Below are 16,891 nucleotides of genomic sequence, written 5' to 3'. Positions count from 1 at the left end.
ACGATTAAGTAAAAATAAAGATTTATATCGCATAATTTTCTGAAACTTATTTCAAAAAAAATTTTTTTATATCTTTTTTACTAAGCTTAAAACCTTTATTTTTGTCTTTTTTGACCTATATCAAACTTTGTCAATTCATTTCCGTTTTTCCCTTTATTTCTATTAAATAAACGATTATTATTAGTATAAATAGGGATGTTTATAGCCTCAAACATAATAAATCAAATAATGTAATGTCAGCTTTTTTAAGGAGTTCATATGCTATTGAACCGTAGACAGTTCTTTAAGATCTGTGCTGGTGGTATGGCAGGAACAACGGTAGCTACACTAGGATTAGCGCCAAATGTAGCACTCGCACAAACTCGCCAATTTAAATTAATCAAATCAAAAGAAACGCGTAATAATTGTACCTACTGTTCGGTAGGATGTGGAATGTTACTCTACAGCCGTGGAGATGGCGCCAAAAATGCCGAATCGTCTATTTTTCATATCGAAGGCGATCCAGATCATCCTGTTAGTCGTGGTTCACTGTGCCCAAAAGGTGCCGGTGTCCTTGATTATATTAAGAGTGAGCAACGGGTTAAATATCCGGAATATCGCGCACCGGGCTCAGATAAATGGCAACGTATTAGTTGGGATGAAGCAATTGATCGCATTGCGCGTTTGATGAAAGCTGACCGAGATAAAAATTTTATTGAAAAAAATGAGAAAGGCACAACAGTTAATCGCTGGACAACTACCGGTTGGCTTGTCACTTCGGCAGCAAGTAATGAAACGGGTTGGTTAGCTTTTAAAGTGGCGCGTGCGTTAGGTATGTTAAGTCTTGAAACACAAGCAAGGGTTTGTCATGGTCCTTCAGTATCAAGTCTAGCAGCCACTTTTGGACGCGGCGCAATGACAAATAACTGGAATGATATCAAAAACGCGAATGTCGTTATTGTCATGGGGGGAAATGCAGCTGAAGCCCACCCTGTTGGATTTAAATGGGCTATTGAAGCTAAAATTACTAACGGAGCAGAACTGATCGCCATCGATCCACGTTTTCATCGAACTGCTTCTGTTGCTGACCATTATGTCCCAATTCGTTCAGGATCGGATATCACATTTTTACTGGGTGTTATTAATTATCTAATTACCCACAATGAAGTCAACTTTGAATATTTGGTAACCCACAGTAATGCAAGTTTACTTGTACGCGATGATTTCAATTTTGATACCAATACGGGGTTATTTAGTGGTTATGATTCATCTAGCCGCCAATACGATCAAACAACATGGGCTTATCAAAAAGATGAAAATGGTTATGCCCTCAGGGATAAAACACTGAGTCATCCTCGTTGTGTATGGAACCTATTAAAACAACATGTTAGTCGTTATACACCTGAAATGGTCAATAAAGTAACGGGTAGCCCTGTGGAAAGTTTTTTACATGTTTGCCGATCTTTAGCCAGTACTAAAACTAATGATAGAGCTGCGACGTTCTTATATGCTTTAGGGTGGACTCAGCATACTTATGGTTCACAAATTATCCGCACTGCGGCTATGATACAGCTAATTTTAGGTAATATTGGTGTAATGGGTGGCGGAATTAACGCCTTACGTGGTCACTCAAATATTCAAGGTTTAACTGATGTCGGTTTATTATCTAACCGTTTACCTGCTTATCTTGATTTACCAAAAGAATCACAAATTACGCTCGCACAATATTTAGAAGAAAAAACACCCAAACCGCTTGGTCCGAGCGAAGTTAACTTTTGGGGCAATTATCCAAAATTCTTTGTCAGTTTTATGAAGTCAATGTACGGCGATAAATCAACAAAAGAGAACGATTGGGGGTTTGATTGGTTACCTAAATGGGACAAAACGTATGATGTTTTAAGATTCAGCAAAATGATGCGTGATAAGCAAGCTAATGGCTTTATTTGTCAAGGTTTTAACCCACTTGCCGCGCTACCCGATAAAAATAGTATTCGCGAAGGTTTATCCAATCTAAAATTTTTGGTAAGCATTGATCCAATGCCAACAGAGACAGCCGAATTTTGGAAAAACCACGGTGAATCTAATGATGTCGATCCAAGTAAAATCCAAACAGAAGTCTTTAGATTACCCTCAAACTGCTTTGCAGAAGAAAATGGTACCATTGTTAACTCTTCTCGATGGTTACAATGGCACTGGGCAGCGGCAAGACCACCTTATGAAGCAATATATGATCCAGAAATTATTGCTCGTATCTTCTTAAGAATAAAAGAGCTATATGCCGAAGAAGGTGGTGCTTACCATGAAGCTATCGATAATTTAACTTGGGATTATCAAGACCCTGAAGGTCCGGCTGCCGAAGAGTTATCCAAAGAGTGTAATGGTCGAGCATTAGCAGATTTAACCGATGCTAATGGCAATGTCATACTTAAAAAAGGTCAGCTATTAAGCGGTTTTTCCCAATTAAAAGCCGACGGAACTACATCTTCAGGTATTTGGATCTTTTGTGGTTCTTGGACAGAACAAGGTAACCAAATGGCAAGACGTGATCCTAGCGATCCATCAGGTAAAGGCGTTCATGCTGGTTGGGCTTGGGCGTGGCCAATGAATCGACGAGTATTATATAACCGCGCATCAGCAGATGAAAATGGTAAGCCTTACGATCCTAAACGCGTTTTAGTCAAATGGAATGGTTCTAGTTGGGTAGGAAACGATGTACCTGACTTTACCGCAACCTTATCACCAAGCACTGGCGCGGGTGCCTTTATCATGAATAATGATGGTTTAGGTGGACTATTTTGCTTGAATCGACTCGTTGATGGACCATTCCCTGAACATTATGAACCATTTGAAACACCTATTACGACTAATCCTCTGCACCCAAGTCAAATTAGTAGTCCTGTGGCTCGAGCATTTAAAGAGGATTTAGCGCGATTAGGTAATGCTGAACAATTTCCTTATGTTGGTACAACTTATAGTATTACCGAACATTTTCATTTTTGGACTCAGCATGCAAGACTAGCATCAATTACTCAACCTGAACAATTTATTGAACTGAGTGAAAATCTAGCCAATAAAAAAGGGATTAAACTTGGCGATACCGTAAAAGTTACTTCATACCGCGGCTATATTAAGGCTAAAGCAGTTGTGACTAAGCGCCTTCCAACATTGACTGTTGATGGTAAAGAAATCGAAACCATTGGAATTCCGATCGTTTGGGGATTCACAGGTCAGACTAAGAAAGGATTTTTAGTGAATGAATTAACGCCACATTTAGGTGACGCTAATTCACAAACTCCAGAATATAAATCATTTTTAGTCAATATCGAGAAAGTTACCACTGCGGCATAAAAGGAGGGAAGAGAAATTATGTCATTACAAACTCAAGATATTATTCGCCGCTCTGCAACAAATGCATTAACGCCGGCTCCACGAGCTCGAGATTATCAACAAGAAGTGGCTAAATTAATTGATGTAACTACGTGTATTGGTTGCAAAGCATGTCAAGTTGCTTGTAGCGAATGGAATGATTTGCGAGCCGAAATTGGCCATACTGTCGGCGTATATGATAATCCAGCAGATTTAGAACCTAAAGCATGGACGGTAATGCGCTATTCAGAAGTTGAAGTCAATGGTAAATTTGAATGGCTTATTCGTAAAGATGGTTGTATGCACTGCGCCGATCCTGGTTGTTTAAAAGCTTGCCCATCTGAAGGTGCAATCATACAGTATGCGAATGGAATTGTTGATTTTCAATCAGAGCATTGCATTGGTTGTGGCTACTGTGTGGCGGGTTGTCCATTTAATATTCCTCGGGTCAGTAAAGAGGATAACCATTCTTACAAATGCACTTTATGTGTCGATCGCGTAGCGGTTGGTCAAGAACCAGCTTGTGTGAAAACCTGCCCAACTGGCGCTATCCATTTTGGTACAAAACAAGATATGATTCGCCATGCAGAACATCGAATTGAAGATTTGAAAAAACGCGGTTTTGAACATGCCGGGCTTTATGATCCTCAAGGTGTAGGGGGAACTCATGTCATGTACGTCTTACATCATGCTGATCAACCTGAGCTATACCATGGTTTACCAAAAGATCCACACATTAGCGAAGTTGTTAAATTCTGGAAAGGTGCGTGGAAGCCGCTTTCAGCTGCTGCGTTTGTTGCAACATTTGGTGGTTTATTGTTCCATTATATGGGTGTTGGTGCAATTGAAGTGGATGAAGAAGATATTGAACATGAAAAACAGGCTGATGCGCAAGCCCGAAAACGATTAGGTTTGCCAGTTTTTTCACGAAAAAATACGACAAACTCATCACAACAGGAGAACCATCATGAATAAGAAAGGCATGATACTTAGAACACCACTTATTGTTCGCTTCTGTCACTGGTGTATGGTTTGTCTGTTTATTTTAACTGCACTATCGGGGCTGTCATTATTTTTTCCTTCAATAAAATTATTTGGATTAGTGCTTGGTACCCCGCAATTAGTTAGGGCATTACACCCTATTATTGGCTGTATTGTGTTTGTCCTTTTAATGTTTATGTTTGTAAAACTGGCTCACCATAATATTCCTAATAAGAATGATCTTATCTGGATAAAAAACTTTAAAAAAGTGATTATGGGTAAAGAGGAAGGCATTCCAATTGGTAAGTATAATGTGGGTCAAAAGTTTCTGTTTTGGTGCATTATGAGTCTAATTTTTGTGTTATTTGTGACAGGAATGATCATGTGGCGCCGATACGTTTCTGATTACTTTCCAATACCAATTGTTCGTTTAGCTATCTTTTTTCATTCTTTTGCGGCAATTTGTTTAATCTTACTTGCTATTGGTCATGCTTATATGGCAATTTGGGTTAAAGGTTCGATTAAAGGAATGATAACAGGCTACGTTTCACGTGCTTGGGCACGAAAAAATCATTCATCTTGGTATGAAGAAGAAATGTCAAAAATATACCAAGAAGAACTTAAAACAAGTAACGAATCTAAAGAAACTCAATCAACTAAAATAGAACAAAAGCCCGCTTAATAAAACTTAGTAGATTAAACGCTTAATATCCGCTGATACTCATCAGCGGAATAAGCTAATTTGACATTACGTTTTAGATAAAATAATAATTATGGTAATTAATAATGAGTATTAAGATCATCCCTCAACAGCAACTTGAACAACAAACTATAAACTCTGTTATTAGGCAAATTCCATTATTATTTTATCCTTCACCTAAAACACTGTATATTCGCCGTGCAAAACGACTAAAAGAGTTAGCAACAAAAAGTACGTTTAGTGATTATCTTAACTTCTGTGCAACAATAGCTGAACAACAAGCTAATTTAGTTAAACACAATCCAATTAATATTGATATTGTAAACATCGAAAACAGTGAATACCCACCATTAAGTTTAGCCAATCTTCCTTTATCGACCTTTTGGCAAGATTATCTAAGCCAGTTATTAACGCTAATGACCAATACAACAGAACAAGTTATGTCAGTTATACATCAGCTGAAACAAAATAGTACGCAACAATTACAAGAAAAAGCACTTCATTTACTCAATGGTGAGTTTGAATGTGTAGCAGGTAATGAAGCAGTATTTATCTGGTCCGCTTTATCGGTTTATTACTGCCAACTTGCCAGCCAAGTTAAAGGTAAAGCGATAGCAGAAAGCACTGATAAAAATTGGTTATGTCCAGTCTGTAATAGTATGCCTGTTGCCAGTGTTATCCAATTGGGTAGTAATAATGGTTTACGGTATTTACATTGTAGTCTGTGTGAAAGTGAATGGTATGTACCTAGAATAAAATGTACTAGCTGTGACAATATGAAAGATATTCAATACTTTTCATTAGATAATCAATTAGCCGCAATAAAAACAGAGTGTTGTGATGCTTGTCACAGTTACTTAAAAATTTTAGATCAAGATAAAGATCCTCACATTGAAATCGTTGCCGACGATATAGCTTCCTTAATATTAGATATTAAAACTGAAGAAGAAGGATATGCAAAAAGTGGGATAAACCCATTTATATTTGCCCAATAAAAACCGAATTACTATATCAAAAAATCAATCTATAAAATCGTTATTGATTGAAGTTATCTAAGCTAGATTTCTAATATAACTTACATTTTTGAGGATTTTATAAATACAACTTAACTTTTTTTATTAATAACGCTAGAATGACACTATTGTACTAGTTGATGAGTGTATTTTATGAAGCGCTTTATTTTATTGATAATAATGGTGTTGCTTACGCCCTTTTTTAGTTTTGCCGATTCCATTAAAAATGTGGCTATTACCGCGATAGTTGAACATCCCTCATTAGATCAAATTCGTGATGGTGTAAAAGATGAATTGACTAATAGTGGCTTTAAATTAAATGAGAATTTAACTGTGCAATACAAAAGTGCACAGGGTAGTAGTGCAACAGCTGCTCAAATAGCACGGCAATTTGTCGCGGCAAAACCTGATGTGATTGTTGCTATTGCCACACCAAGTGCTCAAGCAACTGCGGCAGCGACTAAACAGATCCCAATCGTTTTTGCTGGTATTACCGATCCGATTGCTGCTAAATTAGTCAAAAATTGGCAGCCTACAGGTACCAATATTACTGGTGTTTCTGATTATCAAGAAATCGGACCACAAATTGATTTTATGAAGAAGATCGTTCCAAACATGAAGTCAGTTGGTTATATTTACAGCCCAAGTGAAATTAACTCAACTGTTGTATTAAAAAATCTACAAACACAGCTAGCTGCACAAAATATTATACTTTTCGCAGTTCCTGCACAACGAACAGCGGATATTTCAACAGCAGCAAATACGTTAAAAGGTAAGGTTGATTTAATCTATACAACTACTGATAACAATGTTGTTTCAGCCTATGAGTCGTTAGTTAAATTTGCGAATGAAAATAAAATTCCACTTTTAGCATCATTTCCTGATGCCATAGAGCGAGGAGCCGTCGCCGCTTATGGGATGAGTTATTACGATGTTGGTCGACAATCGGGTAAACTTGTGGTCAGAATATTAAAAGGCGAAAAACCAGGTAACATAGCGCCCGAAATAGGGCAAGCATTGCAGTTAGTGATTAACCTTGATGCGGCTAAAAAACAAGGCATTACGCTACCACCCGAAGTTATCCAATCTGCTTATAAAGTTATCGGGCAGTAGATCCATACAATAAATTTCTTCACAATATTGCTCACTATAGTGGGCAATAATCATACAAAAACTCATTGATATTCAATATAAAATGTAGCATATATAATTAATCATCATCTATAGAAAATAACTAAGATTAGAAAAAATAATTAAGTTAAAACTTGACTTGTAATGAAATATTTACACATGTAATTATTTTTCATTGTAGATATTTATTCAGTTTTGCTTTATAGTAAGTCAATATTAAGTTTGGTTGTAAAAAAAATATTACAGGAGTACTCGTATGCGTAATTCTATTATAAAAATTTGTATGCTACTCGGTTTATCAGCAGTCGCTTTTTTATCTTCGGCAGAGCCACAAAATGAACAAAAATACGTTGCTATCACCGCAATTGTTGAACACCCAGCATTAGACAATGTTCGCAAAGGGGTTGAAGATGAATTAAAAGATAGTGGTTATATTGCAGGTAAAAACTTGAAATTACAATTTGCCAGCGCACAAGGTAGTAGTGCTAATGCGGCCCAAATTGCTAAACAGTTTGCAGCAAGTAAACCCGATGCTATTGTCGCAATTGCCACACCAAGTTCGCAAGCATTAGTTGCAACGACTAAAACTATTCCGATTGTTTTCACAGCAGTTACTGATCCTGTCGCCGCGAAATTAACGCCAAGTTGGGAAGCGTCAAAAACAAATGTTACTGGTGTATCTGATGCGCTATCATTAGATTCTCAAATAGAAATGATGTTAAAGATTAAACCTGATGCAAAAAATATTGGCTACGTTTATAGCCCAAGTGAAGTCAACTCAACAATTATTCTTAAAGCATTGCAAGTGGCTTTAGATAAACGCGGAATGAAAATTATTGCAGCGCCAGCTCAGCGTACTTCTGATATCTCAACTGCGGCTAGAAGCTTAAAGGGTAAAGTTGATATGATTTATACAACAACCGATAATAATGTTGTTTCCGCTTATGAAGCTTTAGCCAAAGTTGCTAATGAAAATAAAATTCCTTTATTGGCCTCCGATCCCGATTCAGCTGAGCGAGGAGCGATTGCCGCTTTGGGTATGAGTTATTACGATCTTGGTCGACAAGCTGGTAAAATTGTCATTCGTATACTCAATGGAGAAAAACCAGGTGATATTCCACCTCAAATTGGTAATGTTACACAATTAACAATTAATAAAAAAGCTGCAGAACGCCAAGGCGTGACATTATCTGAAGATGTATTAAAATCTGCAGCAAAAGTTGTCGAAAAATAATTTTTTACTCTATCAACACCTAACCGCCGACTTTGGCGGTTACTTTTAATGGATCGTTTTCATGTCTTTTGAATTTTTATTAGGCTCAATTGGAATTGGACTTATTTATGCACTGGTCAGTTTAGGTGTATTTATCTCATTCCGTTTACTTGATTTTCCTGATCTTACTGCCGATGCCAGTTTTCCACTTGGTGGTGCTGTTTGTGGATTATGTATCTATATCGGTATCGATCCTTGGATAGCCACGTTATTAGGTATGTTTGCTGGTTGTATTGCCGGTGCAATGACAGGCATACTGTATGTGAAACTCAATATATTACAGTTACTTTCTAGTATTATTGTTATGATTGGTCTTTATTCAATCAATTTACGAATTTTAGGTATTGGGCCTTATATCATGGGTGAAACACCAAAAATGGCTGGTTCGCCTAACCTCTCTTTGTTGGATGCTAAAACAATATTTTCGCCTTTCATTACCGAAGATTACAGTAATCAATATATTGTCCAACCATTAATGGTATTAGGATTTGTCATTGTGTTTTGGATATTACTAAATTTATTTTTAAACACACAAATGGGGTTAGCATTACGAGCAACCGGAACAAATCAAAGAATGGCCAAATCTCAAGGTATTCCGACAGGCGGGATAACTATTTTAGGCATGGCTATATCAAATGGTCTAATTGCACTTGGTGGATCGTTGTTTGTGCAAACTCAAGGGGGGTCTGATATCACCATTGGCGTAGGAACAATTGTTATTGGACTTGCTTCTATTATCATTGGTGAAAGTATATTTCCAACTAAACGCATTTGGGCTGTCATGCTTGCGGTTATTTTTGGTTCTATTTTGTATCGATTATTTATTGCCTTTGCCCTAAGTAACGAATTTTTACAAAATATAGGTGTAGGTACAGAAGATTTAAATCTTATTACTGCAATATTAGTTGTGCTTGCTTTAGTTCTGCCAAAACAGCTAAAAAAGCATTCAAAGAAAAGAGGAAGTAAACATGATTAAAGTTGGAGAATTGCAATTAACTTTTAATCAGGGTACGCCGATTGAAAATCATGTATTACGCGGATTAAATCTTAATATTAGTGAGGGAGAATTTGTTACTATTATAGGAAGTAATGGTGCAGGTAAAAGCTCATTACTTAATGTTATTAGTGGCGATTTATTTGTCGACTCAGGCAGTATTATTATAAATGGACAAGATGTTACTCGCTGGCCAGCATGGAAAAGAGCGGGTATGGTTGCTAGAGTATTTCAAGATCCTATGGTAGGCACTTGTGAGAATTTAACTATCGAAGAAAATCTCGCTATTGCCTACAACCGTGGACATCGTTTTACACTATCACCAGCGCTAAACCGTAAACTACGTATCTTATTTAAAGACAAATTAGCTACTTTAAATTTAGGGCTTGAAAATCGATTATCCGATATGATGGGTTTGCTATCTGGTGGACAGAGGCAGGCAGTGAGTTTATTAATGTCAACATTACAACCTTCAAAAGTATTATTACTTGATGAACATACTGCTGCACTTGATCCTAAAACAGCACAATTTGTTTTAGAACTGACTAATGATATTGTTTCTAAAAACCATTTAACAACAATAATGGTAACACACTCAATGAAACAAGCTTTAGAATATGGTAATAGAACAGTTATGCTTCATCAAGGGCAGGTGGTACTTGATGTATCAGGAGAACAACGTGATAAACTCACCGTTACTGATTTATTAAACATGTTTGAAAAAACACGAGGCGAAAAAGTCACTGACGATGCCCTACTTTTAGGTTAATAATTTTGATAAGCAATATTTTTAATTAAAATATTGCTTTCTTTATTCAAAAAAATCCTTCATTACGCGTTTAGTACCTTATTTTTTTCTATCACATTTTCTTCAAACATCGTATAGTATGAATACAAACTACTTGTTTATTTTTATCAAAAATAAGTAAAAACAGTTATTTTATTAAGGAGAAAATATGAAAAAAACACTATTATCTTTAGCACTTATCACATTAACCTCAACTGCTTTTGCCAACGAACCAGTCAAATCAGTAGAAAATGCAGCAGCTGATGTAAATCAAAATACAAAAACATTCCACGGTAAAAACCACTTACCATTAAATCACCAAAAACCGTTGTTGGATATTACAATTACTAGCAATAATCCAGAAGAAACCATCAAAAAAATTACAACATTCTTTCCAGAAGAGAAAGGAAAACAATATAGTGTGCATGTTTCTATTAGTGAGTTGCCTGAATTGAATGATAATACTCAAAAAACACAAACAGAAAAAACACCTGAAACCAACACCCCAGAAAATAATGCACAAAATTAATGATTATTGAATTAAAAAGCCCAATATTAATTGGGCCTTTTTAGCTGTGTTTAAAACACGTTGATAATTTTTCACGGACGGCCATTAACGCAAATCCTAACAAATTTTTGCCACACCACGTTAATGGGTTATCAATATTTGGGGCATCTTGAGATAAACCGATTCCCCATATGTTATCAATTGGACTGGCCTCAACTAAAATACGTTGTTGAGTAGCTAGTAAAAAATTAGCTAATTGTTGATTTTGCGAAAATTTGGCTAAGTTACCTTTAATAACAATAGATAAACATTGCTCTTCCCATATTTTAGGTATAAATCCTGTTATTTGACGGCCAAGCGCCTTAGCCAAACCAGGGTTATTTGCATTTAGGATATCTTGTAACATCTTTTGATCGTTAAATAATCTTGCTTTTTCTGCCATCATATAATGCTCAGCAGTTACATAATCAATACCGTCAATGTTGAAATGACTTGGATACCATTGACTAAAACAGGACTTGGTAATAATGGATGCGGGTTCCTTCTGTTTATGGCTCCAAAAATATAGATATTTGAAACGCTCTCCATTGCTATAACGTTGACATAATTGGTGAATATCCATAGATCATCCTTTTATACTAGAAAGCATATTATAATAATTATGTTTTATAGTAACAATTAAACACATGAATTAGCTTGCTAATATTACCACTTATAAATATTAAGTGAATCACAACCACATAGAAAATAAAGCATAAATAAACATTTAATAAATCAAGAAGCATAACTCGATAATAAATACCTAGATTAATTGAAATATTACTATACAAGTTGAATAAGAAATGAAAATTAAAGTAACAATTTAATTTTTGATTAGCAAAAACAGAGGAAATTAAGAGTTTTTCTTATTTTATAATAAATAATCAATAACATAGCGCTTAGTAAATCAATATAGCTACATTTAAAACGGGGTAATAATTTCAATCCTCTGTGTCATTCAACATCTATATTTAAACCGTAAAAAGCAAAAAGCCCAGCATCTCTGCTGGGCTCTCGCGCTAATTTAAAAGTCTGGCGGCACCCTACTCTCACATGGGTAATACCCACACTACCATCGGCACTACGGCGTTTCACTTCTGAGTTCGGCATGGGGTCAGGTGGGACCACCGCGCTATTACCGCCAGACATATCCTGTCTTCTCTTTATCTCAATTGACAAACATTATCACATATCTTCATCAATCGCTCAATCCGGAACAAACTGTTTTATCAATCTTTAACCATCTTTCGATGACTTCTTACTCTCAACTTCGCGTATCCAAAACAACTCCGAGTTGTAAGGTTAAGACTCTCGGTTCATTAGTATCAGTTAGCTCAATGTATCACTACACTTACACACCTGACCTATCTACGTCTTAGTCTCAAACGGACCTTACTGATTCTCATCAGGGAAAACTCATCTCGAGGCTAGTTTCGTGCTTAGATGCTTTCAGCACTTATCTATTCCGCACGTAGCTACCGGGCAATGCAATTGGCATCACAACCCGAACACCAGCGGTGCGTTCACTTCGGTCCTCTCGTACTAGAAGCAAACCCTCTCAATTTTCCTACGCCCATGGCAGATAGGGACCGAACTGTCTCACGACGTTCTAAACCCAGCTCGCGTACCACTTTAAACGGCGAACAGCCGTACCCTTGGGACCTACTTCAGCCCCAGGATGTGATGAGCCGACATCGAGGTGCCAAACACCGCCGTCGATATGAACTCTTGGGCGGTATCAGCCTGTTATCCCCGGAGTACCTTTTATCCGTTGAGCGATGGCCCTTCCATTCAGAACCACCGGATCACTATGACCTACTTTCGTACCTGCTCGAGCCGTCACTCTCGCAGTCAAGCTAGCTTTTGCCATTGCACTAACCTCCTGATGTCCGACCAGGATTAGCTAACCTTCGTGCTCCTCCGTTACTCTTTGGGAGGAGACCGCCCCAGTCAAACTACCCACCAGACAGTGTCCCTTACCTCGATTCAGAAGTATAGGTTAGAACATCAAACATTAAAGGGTGGTATTTCAAGGTCGACTCCACACACACTGGCGTGCATGCTTCTTAGTCTCCCACCTATCCTACACATTAAGGCTCAATGTTCACTGTCAAGCTATAGTAAAGGTTCACGGGGTCTTTCCGTCTTGCCACGGGTACACCGCATCTTCACGGCAATTTCAATTTCACTGAGTCTCGGGTGGAGACAGCCTGGCCATCATTACGCCATTCGTGCAGGTCGGAACTTACCCGACAAGGAATTTCGCTACCTTAGGACCGTTATAGTTACGGCCGCCGTTTACTGGGGCTTCGATCAAGAGCTTCTGCTTACGCATAACCCCATCAATTAACCTTCCAGCACCGGGCAGGCGTCACACCGTATACGTCCACTTTCGTGTTTGCACAGTGCTGTGTTTTTATTAAACAGTTGCAGCCAGCTGGTATCTTCGACTGATTTCACCTACATCCGCACGGGATTTCAATTACCATCAGCGTGCCTTCTCCCGAAGTTACGGCACCATTTTGCCTAGTTCCTTCACCCGAGTTCTCTCAAGCGCCTGAGTATTCTCTACCTGACCACCTGTGTCGGTTTCGGGTACGATTAACTATAACCTGAAGCTTAGAGGATTTTCCTGGAAGCAGGGCATCAATTACTTCACTACCTTAGTAGCTCGTCATCACGCCTCAGAGTTTCAGTGACCGGATTTGCCTAATCACACCCCTACACGCTTAACCCACCATCCAATAGGTGGTAAACCTAGCCTTCTTCGTCCCCCCATCGCAGTTATAGCCAGTACGGGAATATTAACCCGTTTCCCATCAGATACGCCCTTCGGCCTCTCCTTAGGGGTCGACTCACCCTGCCCCGATTAACGTTGGACAGGAACCCTTGGTCTTCCGGCGAGCGGGCTTTTCACCCGCTTTATCGTTACTTATGTCAGCATTCGCACTTCTGATACCTCCAGCATGCCTCACAACACACCTTCTACGGCTTACAGAACGCTCCCCTACCCAATACACTTACGTGCACTGCCGCAGCTTCGGTGCATAGTTTTAGCCCCGTTACATCTTCCGCGCAGGCCGACTCGACTAGTGAGCTATTACGCTTTCTTTAAATGATGGCTGCTTCTAAGCCAACATCCTAGCTGTCTAAGCCTTCCCACTTCGTTTCCCACTTAACTATGACTTTGGGACCTTAGCTGGCGGTCTGGGTTGTTTCCCTCTTCACGACGAACGTTAGCACCCGCCGTGTGTCTCCCATGATTAAACTTGTCAGTATTCGGAGTTTGCATCGGGTTGGTAAGCCGGGATGGCCCCCTAGCCGAAACAGTGCTCTACCCCCAACAGTTACTCATGAGGCGCTACCTAAATAGCTTTCGGGGAGAACCAGCTATCTCCCGGTTTGATTGGCCTTTCACCCCCAGCCACAGGTCATCCGCTAATTTTTCAACATTAGTCGGTTCGGTCCTCCAGTTAGTGTTAACCAACCTTCAACCTGCCCATGGCTAGATCACCGGGTTTCGGGTCTATACCCTGCAACTTAACGCACAGTTAATACTCGGTTTCCCTTCGGCTCCCCTATTCGGTTAACCTTGCTACAGAATATAAGTCGCTGACCCATTATACAAAAGGTACGCAGTCACACATACCCAACGGTATATGCTCCCACTGATTGTACGTACACGGTTTCAGGGTCTATTTCACTCCCCTCCCGGGGTTCTTTTCGCCTTTCCCTCACGGTACTGGTTCACTATCGGTCAATCAGGAGTATTTAGCCTTGGAGGATGGTCCCCCCATCTTCAGACAGGATATCACGTGTCCCGCCCTACTCTATAAGCTTCCACATAATCTACTTTCATGTACGGGACTTTCACCCTCTATCGTGCGACTTTCCAGACGCTTCCACTAATACATTATGCTACCCGCTTGGGCTGCTCCCATTTCGCTCGCCGCTACTTTGGGAATCTCGGTTGATTTCTTTTCCTCGGGGTACTTAGATGTTTCAGTTCTCCCGGTTCGCCTCATCTGACTATGTATTCATCAGATGATAGTGCAGTCACCTGCACTGGGTTTCCCCATTCGGACATCAACGGTTATAGCGCCTTTTATCGGCTCACCGTCGCTTTTCGCAGATTAACACGTCCTTCATCGCCTCTGATTGCCTAGGCATCCACCGTGTACGCTTAATTTCTTAACCTTACAACTCACAGTTGTCTTGGTTTCAATTACGCTTTTTTCTCTTTTCTACTTCACCACATCTATACTTACATACAAATGCTTTCCGTAAAAACGAGAACTCGTTTCTTTCAGCTTGTTCCTAATTGTTAAAGAGCATTATCTTTCTATTTACTCTTTCAAGTAAATACAAACATAATTTTATTCAAAAGAGACATCTTAATGGTGGAGCTAAGCGGGATCGAACCGCTGGCCTCCTGCGTGCAAGGCAGGCGCTCTCCCAGCTGAGCTATAGCCCCATTATCTTCACTTCTTCAACATATCAAGCATCTTCGCTCATTACCGTTGAATTGGTGGGTCTGAGTGGACTTGAACCACCGACCTCACCCTTATCAGGGGTGCGCTCTAACCACCTGAGCTACAGACCCAATAAAGTGACTCTTTCTAAACAAACAATCTGTGTGAACACTTACGAGCGCTTCGTAAGGAGGTGATCCAACCGCAGGTTCCCCTACGGTTACCTTGTTACGACTTCACCCCAGTCATGGACCACACCGTGGTAAACGCCCTCCCGAAGGTTAAGCTATCTACTTCTGGTGCAACCCACTCCCATGGTGTGACGGGCGGTGTGTACAAGGCCCGGGAACGTATTCACCGTGACATTCTGATTCACGATTACTAGCGATTCCGACTTCATGGAGTCGAGTTGCAGACTCCAATCCGGACTTAGACGTACTTTATGAGGTCCGCTTGCTCTCGCGAGGTCGCCTCCCTTTGTATACGCCATTGTAGCACGTGTGTAGCCCTGGTCGTAAGGGCCATGATGACTTGACGTCGTCCCCACCTTCCTCCGCTTTATCAACGGCAGTCTCCTTTGAGTTCCCGGCCAAACCGCTGGCAACAAAGGATAAGGGTTGCGCTCGTTGCGGGACTTAACCCAACATTTCACAACACGAGCTGACGACAGCCATGCAGCACCTGTCTCACAGTTCCCGAAGGCACTCTCGCATCTCTGCAAGATTCTGTGGATGTCAAGACCAGGTAAGGTTCTTCGCGTTGCATCGAATTAAACCACATGCTCCACCGCTTGTGCGGGCCCCCGTCAATTCATTTGAGTTTTAACCTTGCGGCCGTACTCCCCAGGCGGTCGATTTATCGCGTTAGCTTCGGAGCCCATCACTCAGGGCAACAAACTCCAAATCGACATCGTTTACAGCGTGGACTACCAGGGTATCTAATCCTGTTTGCTCCCCACGCTTTCGCATCTCAGCGTCAGTATCTGTCCAGAAGGCCGCCTTCGCCACCGGTATTCCTCCACATCTCTACGCATTTCACCGCTACACGTGGAATTCTACCTTCCTCTACAATACTCCAGATAACCAGTTTTAAGTGCAATTCCTAGGTTGAGCCCAGGGCTTTCACACCTAACTTAATTATCCGCCTACATGCCCTTTACGCCCAGTCATTCCGATTAACGCTCGCACCCTCCGTATTACCGCGGCTGCTGGCACGGAGTTAGCCGGTGCTTCTTCTGTAATTAACGTCAATTGATGCACCTATTAGATACACCACCTTCCTCACTACCGAAAGTACTTTACAACCCGAAGGCCTTCTTCATACACGCGGCATGGCTGCATCAGGGTTCCCCCCATTGTGCAATATTCCCCACTGCTGCCTCCCGTAGGAGTCTGGACCGTGTCTCAGTTCCAGTGTGGCTGGTCATCCTCTCAGACCAGCTAGAGATCGTCGCCTTGGTGAGCCCTTACCCCACCAACTAGCTAATCCCATATGGGTTCATCAAATGGCGCATGGCCCGAAGGTCCCATGCTTTGGTCTCTCAACATTATGCGGTATTAGCAGTCGTTTCCAACTGTTGTCCCCCTCCATTCGGCAGATCCCCATACTTTACTCACCCGTCCGCCACTCGTCATCAAGTGCAAGCACT

Annotated in this window: 10 protein-coding genes, 2 tRNA genes and 3 rRNA genes; 9 read left to right on the top strand and 6 right to left on the bottom strand. The window is 40.2% G+C overall.

Annotated elements, in window-relative coordinates; translation table 11 throughout:
* The first annotated feature begins 258 nt into the window (after positions 1–258).
* The 9 genes from fdnG to A9G09_RS06470 all read left to right on the top strand — a co-directional run bounded on the left by fdnG (position 259) and on the right by A9G09_RS06470 (position 10,753).
* Positions 259–3,327, top strand: coding sequence for a formate dehydrogenase-N subunit alpha (fdnG, locus tag A9G09_RS06510; RefSeq protein ID WP_081297503.1), 3,069 nt, complete (start codon positions 259–261; stop codon positions 3,325–3,327).
* Between the two features lie 18 nt (positions 3,328–3,345).
* On the top strand, positions 3,346–4,320 hold the full coding sequence (fdxH, locus tag A9G09_RS06505) for a formate dehydrogenase subunit beta (protein ID WP_081297502.1): 975 nt from the start codon (positions 3,346–3,348) through the stop codon (positions 4,318–4,320).
* On the top strand, positions 4,313–5,008 hold the full coding sequence (locus A9G09_RS06500) for a formate dehydrogenase subunit gamma (RefSeq protein WP_065634062.1): 696 nt from the start codon (positions 4,313–4,315) through the stop codon (positions 5,006–5,008). Before fdxH ends, A9G09_RS06500 begins: the two co-directional genes overlap by 8 nt.
* Positions 5,009–5,112: 104 nt before the next feature.
* Positions 5,113–6,021 carry a formate dehydrogenase accessory protein FdhE gene (gene fdhE / locus A9G09_RS06495; RefSeq protein ID WP_065634061.1) on the top strand — a complete coding sequence of 303 codons (909 nt, stop codon included), beginning with the start codon at positions 5,113–5,115 and terminating at the stop codon, positions 6,019–6,021.
* Between the two features lie 171 nt (positions 6,022–6,192).
* Positions 6,193–7,152: an ABC transporter substrate-binding protein gene (locus A9G09_RS06490; protein WP_065634060.1), complete on the top strand. Its 960-nt coding sequence runs from the start codon at positions 6,193–6,195 to the stop codon at positions 7,150–7,152.
* A 301-nt stretch (positions 7,153–7,453) separates the two neighbouring features.
* Positions 7,454–8,404: an ABC transporter substrate-binding protein gene (locus A9G09_RS06485; protein WP_065634151.1), complete on the top strand. Its 951-nt coding sequence runs from the start codon at positions 7,454–7,456 to the stop codon at positions 8,402–8,404.
* A 61-nt stretch (positions 8,405–8,465) separates the two neighbouring features.
* The gene (locus tag A9G09_RS06480; RefSeq protein WP_065634059.1) at positions 8,466–9,419 is read left to right on the top strand and encodes an ABC transporter permease; all 954 of its coding nucleotides are present in this window, start codon (positions 8,466–8,468) and stop codon (positions 9,417–9,419) included.
* A complete protein-coding gene (locus A9G09_RS06475) occupies positions 9,412–10,206 on the top strand; it encodes an ABC transporter ATP-binding protein (RefSeq protein WP_065634058.1) in 795 nt (264 codons plus the stop codon). The genes A9G09_RS06480 and A9G09_RS06475 overlap by 8 nt, the downstream gene beginning before the upstream one ends.
* Before the next feature lie 187 nt (positions 10,207–10,393).
* The gene (locus A9G09_RS06470) at positions 10,394–10,753 is read left to right on the top strand and encodes a hypothetical protein (protein ID WP_065634057.1); all 360 of its coding nucleotides are present in this window, start codon (positions 10,394–10,396) and stop codon (positions 10,751–10,753) included.
* A 40-nt stretch (positions 10,754–10,793) separates the two neighbouring features.
* On the opposite strand, the gene A9G09_RS06465 is transcribed toward A9G09_RS06470, so the two are convergent.
* The 6 genes from A9G09_RS06465 to A9G09_RS06440 all read right to left on the bottom strand — a co-directional run.
* Positions 10,794–11,354, bottom strand: a complete 561-nt coding sequence (locus tag A9G09_RS06465) for an NADAR family protein (RefSeq protein WP_065634056.1) — start codon at positions 11,352–11,354, stop codon at positions 10,794–10,796.
* Between the two features lie 447 nt (positions 11,355–11,801).
* Positions 11,802–11,917 (bottom strand): 5S ribosomal RNA (rrf, locus tag A9G09_RS06460).
* A 152-nt stretch (positions 11,918–12,069) separates the two neighbouring features.
* A 23S ribosomal RNA gene (locus A9G09_RS06455) occupies positions 12,070–14,968 on the bottom strand.
* A 201-nt stretch (positions 14,969–15,169) separates the two neighbouring features.
* A tRNA-Ala gene (locus A9G09_RS06450) sits at positions 15,170–15,245 on the bottom strand.
* Between the two features lie 52 nt (positions 15,246–15,297).
* Positions 15,298–15,374: transfer RNA gene (locus A9G09_RS06445), tRNA-Ile, on the bottom strand.
* Positions 15,375–15,429: 55 nt separating this feature from the next.
* Positions 15,430–16,891, bottom strand: a 16S ribosomal RNA gene (locus tag A9G09_RS06440); the annotation flags it as partial.

The sequence above is a fragment of the Gilliamella sp. wkB292 genome, assembly GCF_001690235.1.
In the GTDB taxonomy this organism is placed as follows: Bacteria; Pseudomonadota; Gammaproteobacteria; order Enterobacterales; family Orbaceae; genus Gilliamella; species Gilliamella apicola_F.
This window is presented reverse-complemented; position numbering and strand designations above follow the sequence as displayed.

What these genes read in the sequence shown, in the direction of transcription:
- fdnG (WP_081297503.1), top strand. Translation starts at nt 259, where the DNA reads ATGCTATTGAACCGTAGACAGTTCTTTAAGATCTGTGCTGGTGGTATG.
- fdxH (WP_081297502.1), top strand. Translation starts at nt 3,346, where the DNA reads ATGTCATTACAAACTCAAGATATTATTCGCCGCTCTGCAACAAATGCA.
- A9G09_RS06500 (WP_065634062.1), top strand. Translation starts at nt 4,313, where the DNA reads ATGAATAAGAAAGGCATGATACTTAGAACACCACTTATTGTTCGCTTC.
- fdhE (WP_065634061.1), top strand. Translation starts at nt 5,113, where the DNA reads ATGAGTATTAAGATCATCCCTCAACAGCAACTTGAACAACAAACTATA.
- A9G09_RS06490 (WP_065634060.1), top strand. Translation starts at nt 6,193, where the DNA reads ATGAAGCGCTTTATTTTATTGATAATAATGGTGTTGCTTACGCCCTTT.
- A9G09_RS06485 (WP_065634151.1), top strand. Translation starts at nt 7,454, where the DNA reads ATGCTACTCGGTTTATCAGCAGTCGCTTTTTTATCTTCGGCAGAGCCA.
- A9G09_RS06480 (WP_065634059.1), top strand. Translation starts at nt 8,466, where the DNA reads ATGTCTTTTGAATTTTTATTAGGCTCAATTGGAATTGGACTTATTTAT.
- A9G09_RS06475 (WP_065634058.1), top strand. Translation starts at nt 9,412, where the DNA reads ATGATTAAAGTTGGAGAATTGCAATTAACTTTTAATCAGGGTACGCCG.
- A9G09_RS06470 (WP_065634057.1), top strand. Translation starts at nt 10,394, where the DNA reads ATGAAAAAAACACTATTATCTTTAGCACTTATCACATTAACCTCAACT.
- A9G09_RS06465 (WP_065634056.1), bottom strand. Translation starts at nt 11,354, where the DNA reads ATGGATATTCACCAATTATGTCAACGTTATAGCAATGGAGAGCGTTTC.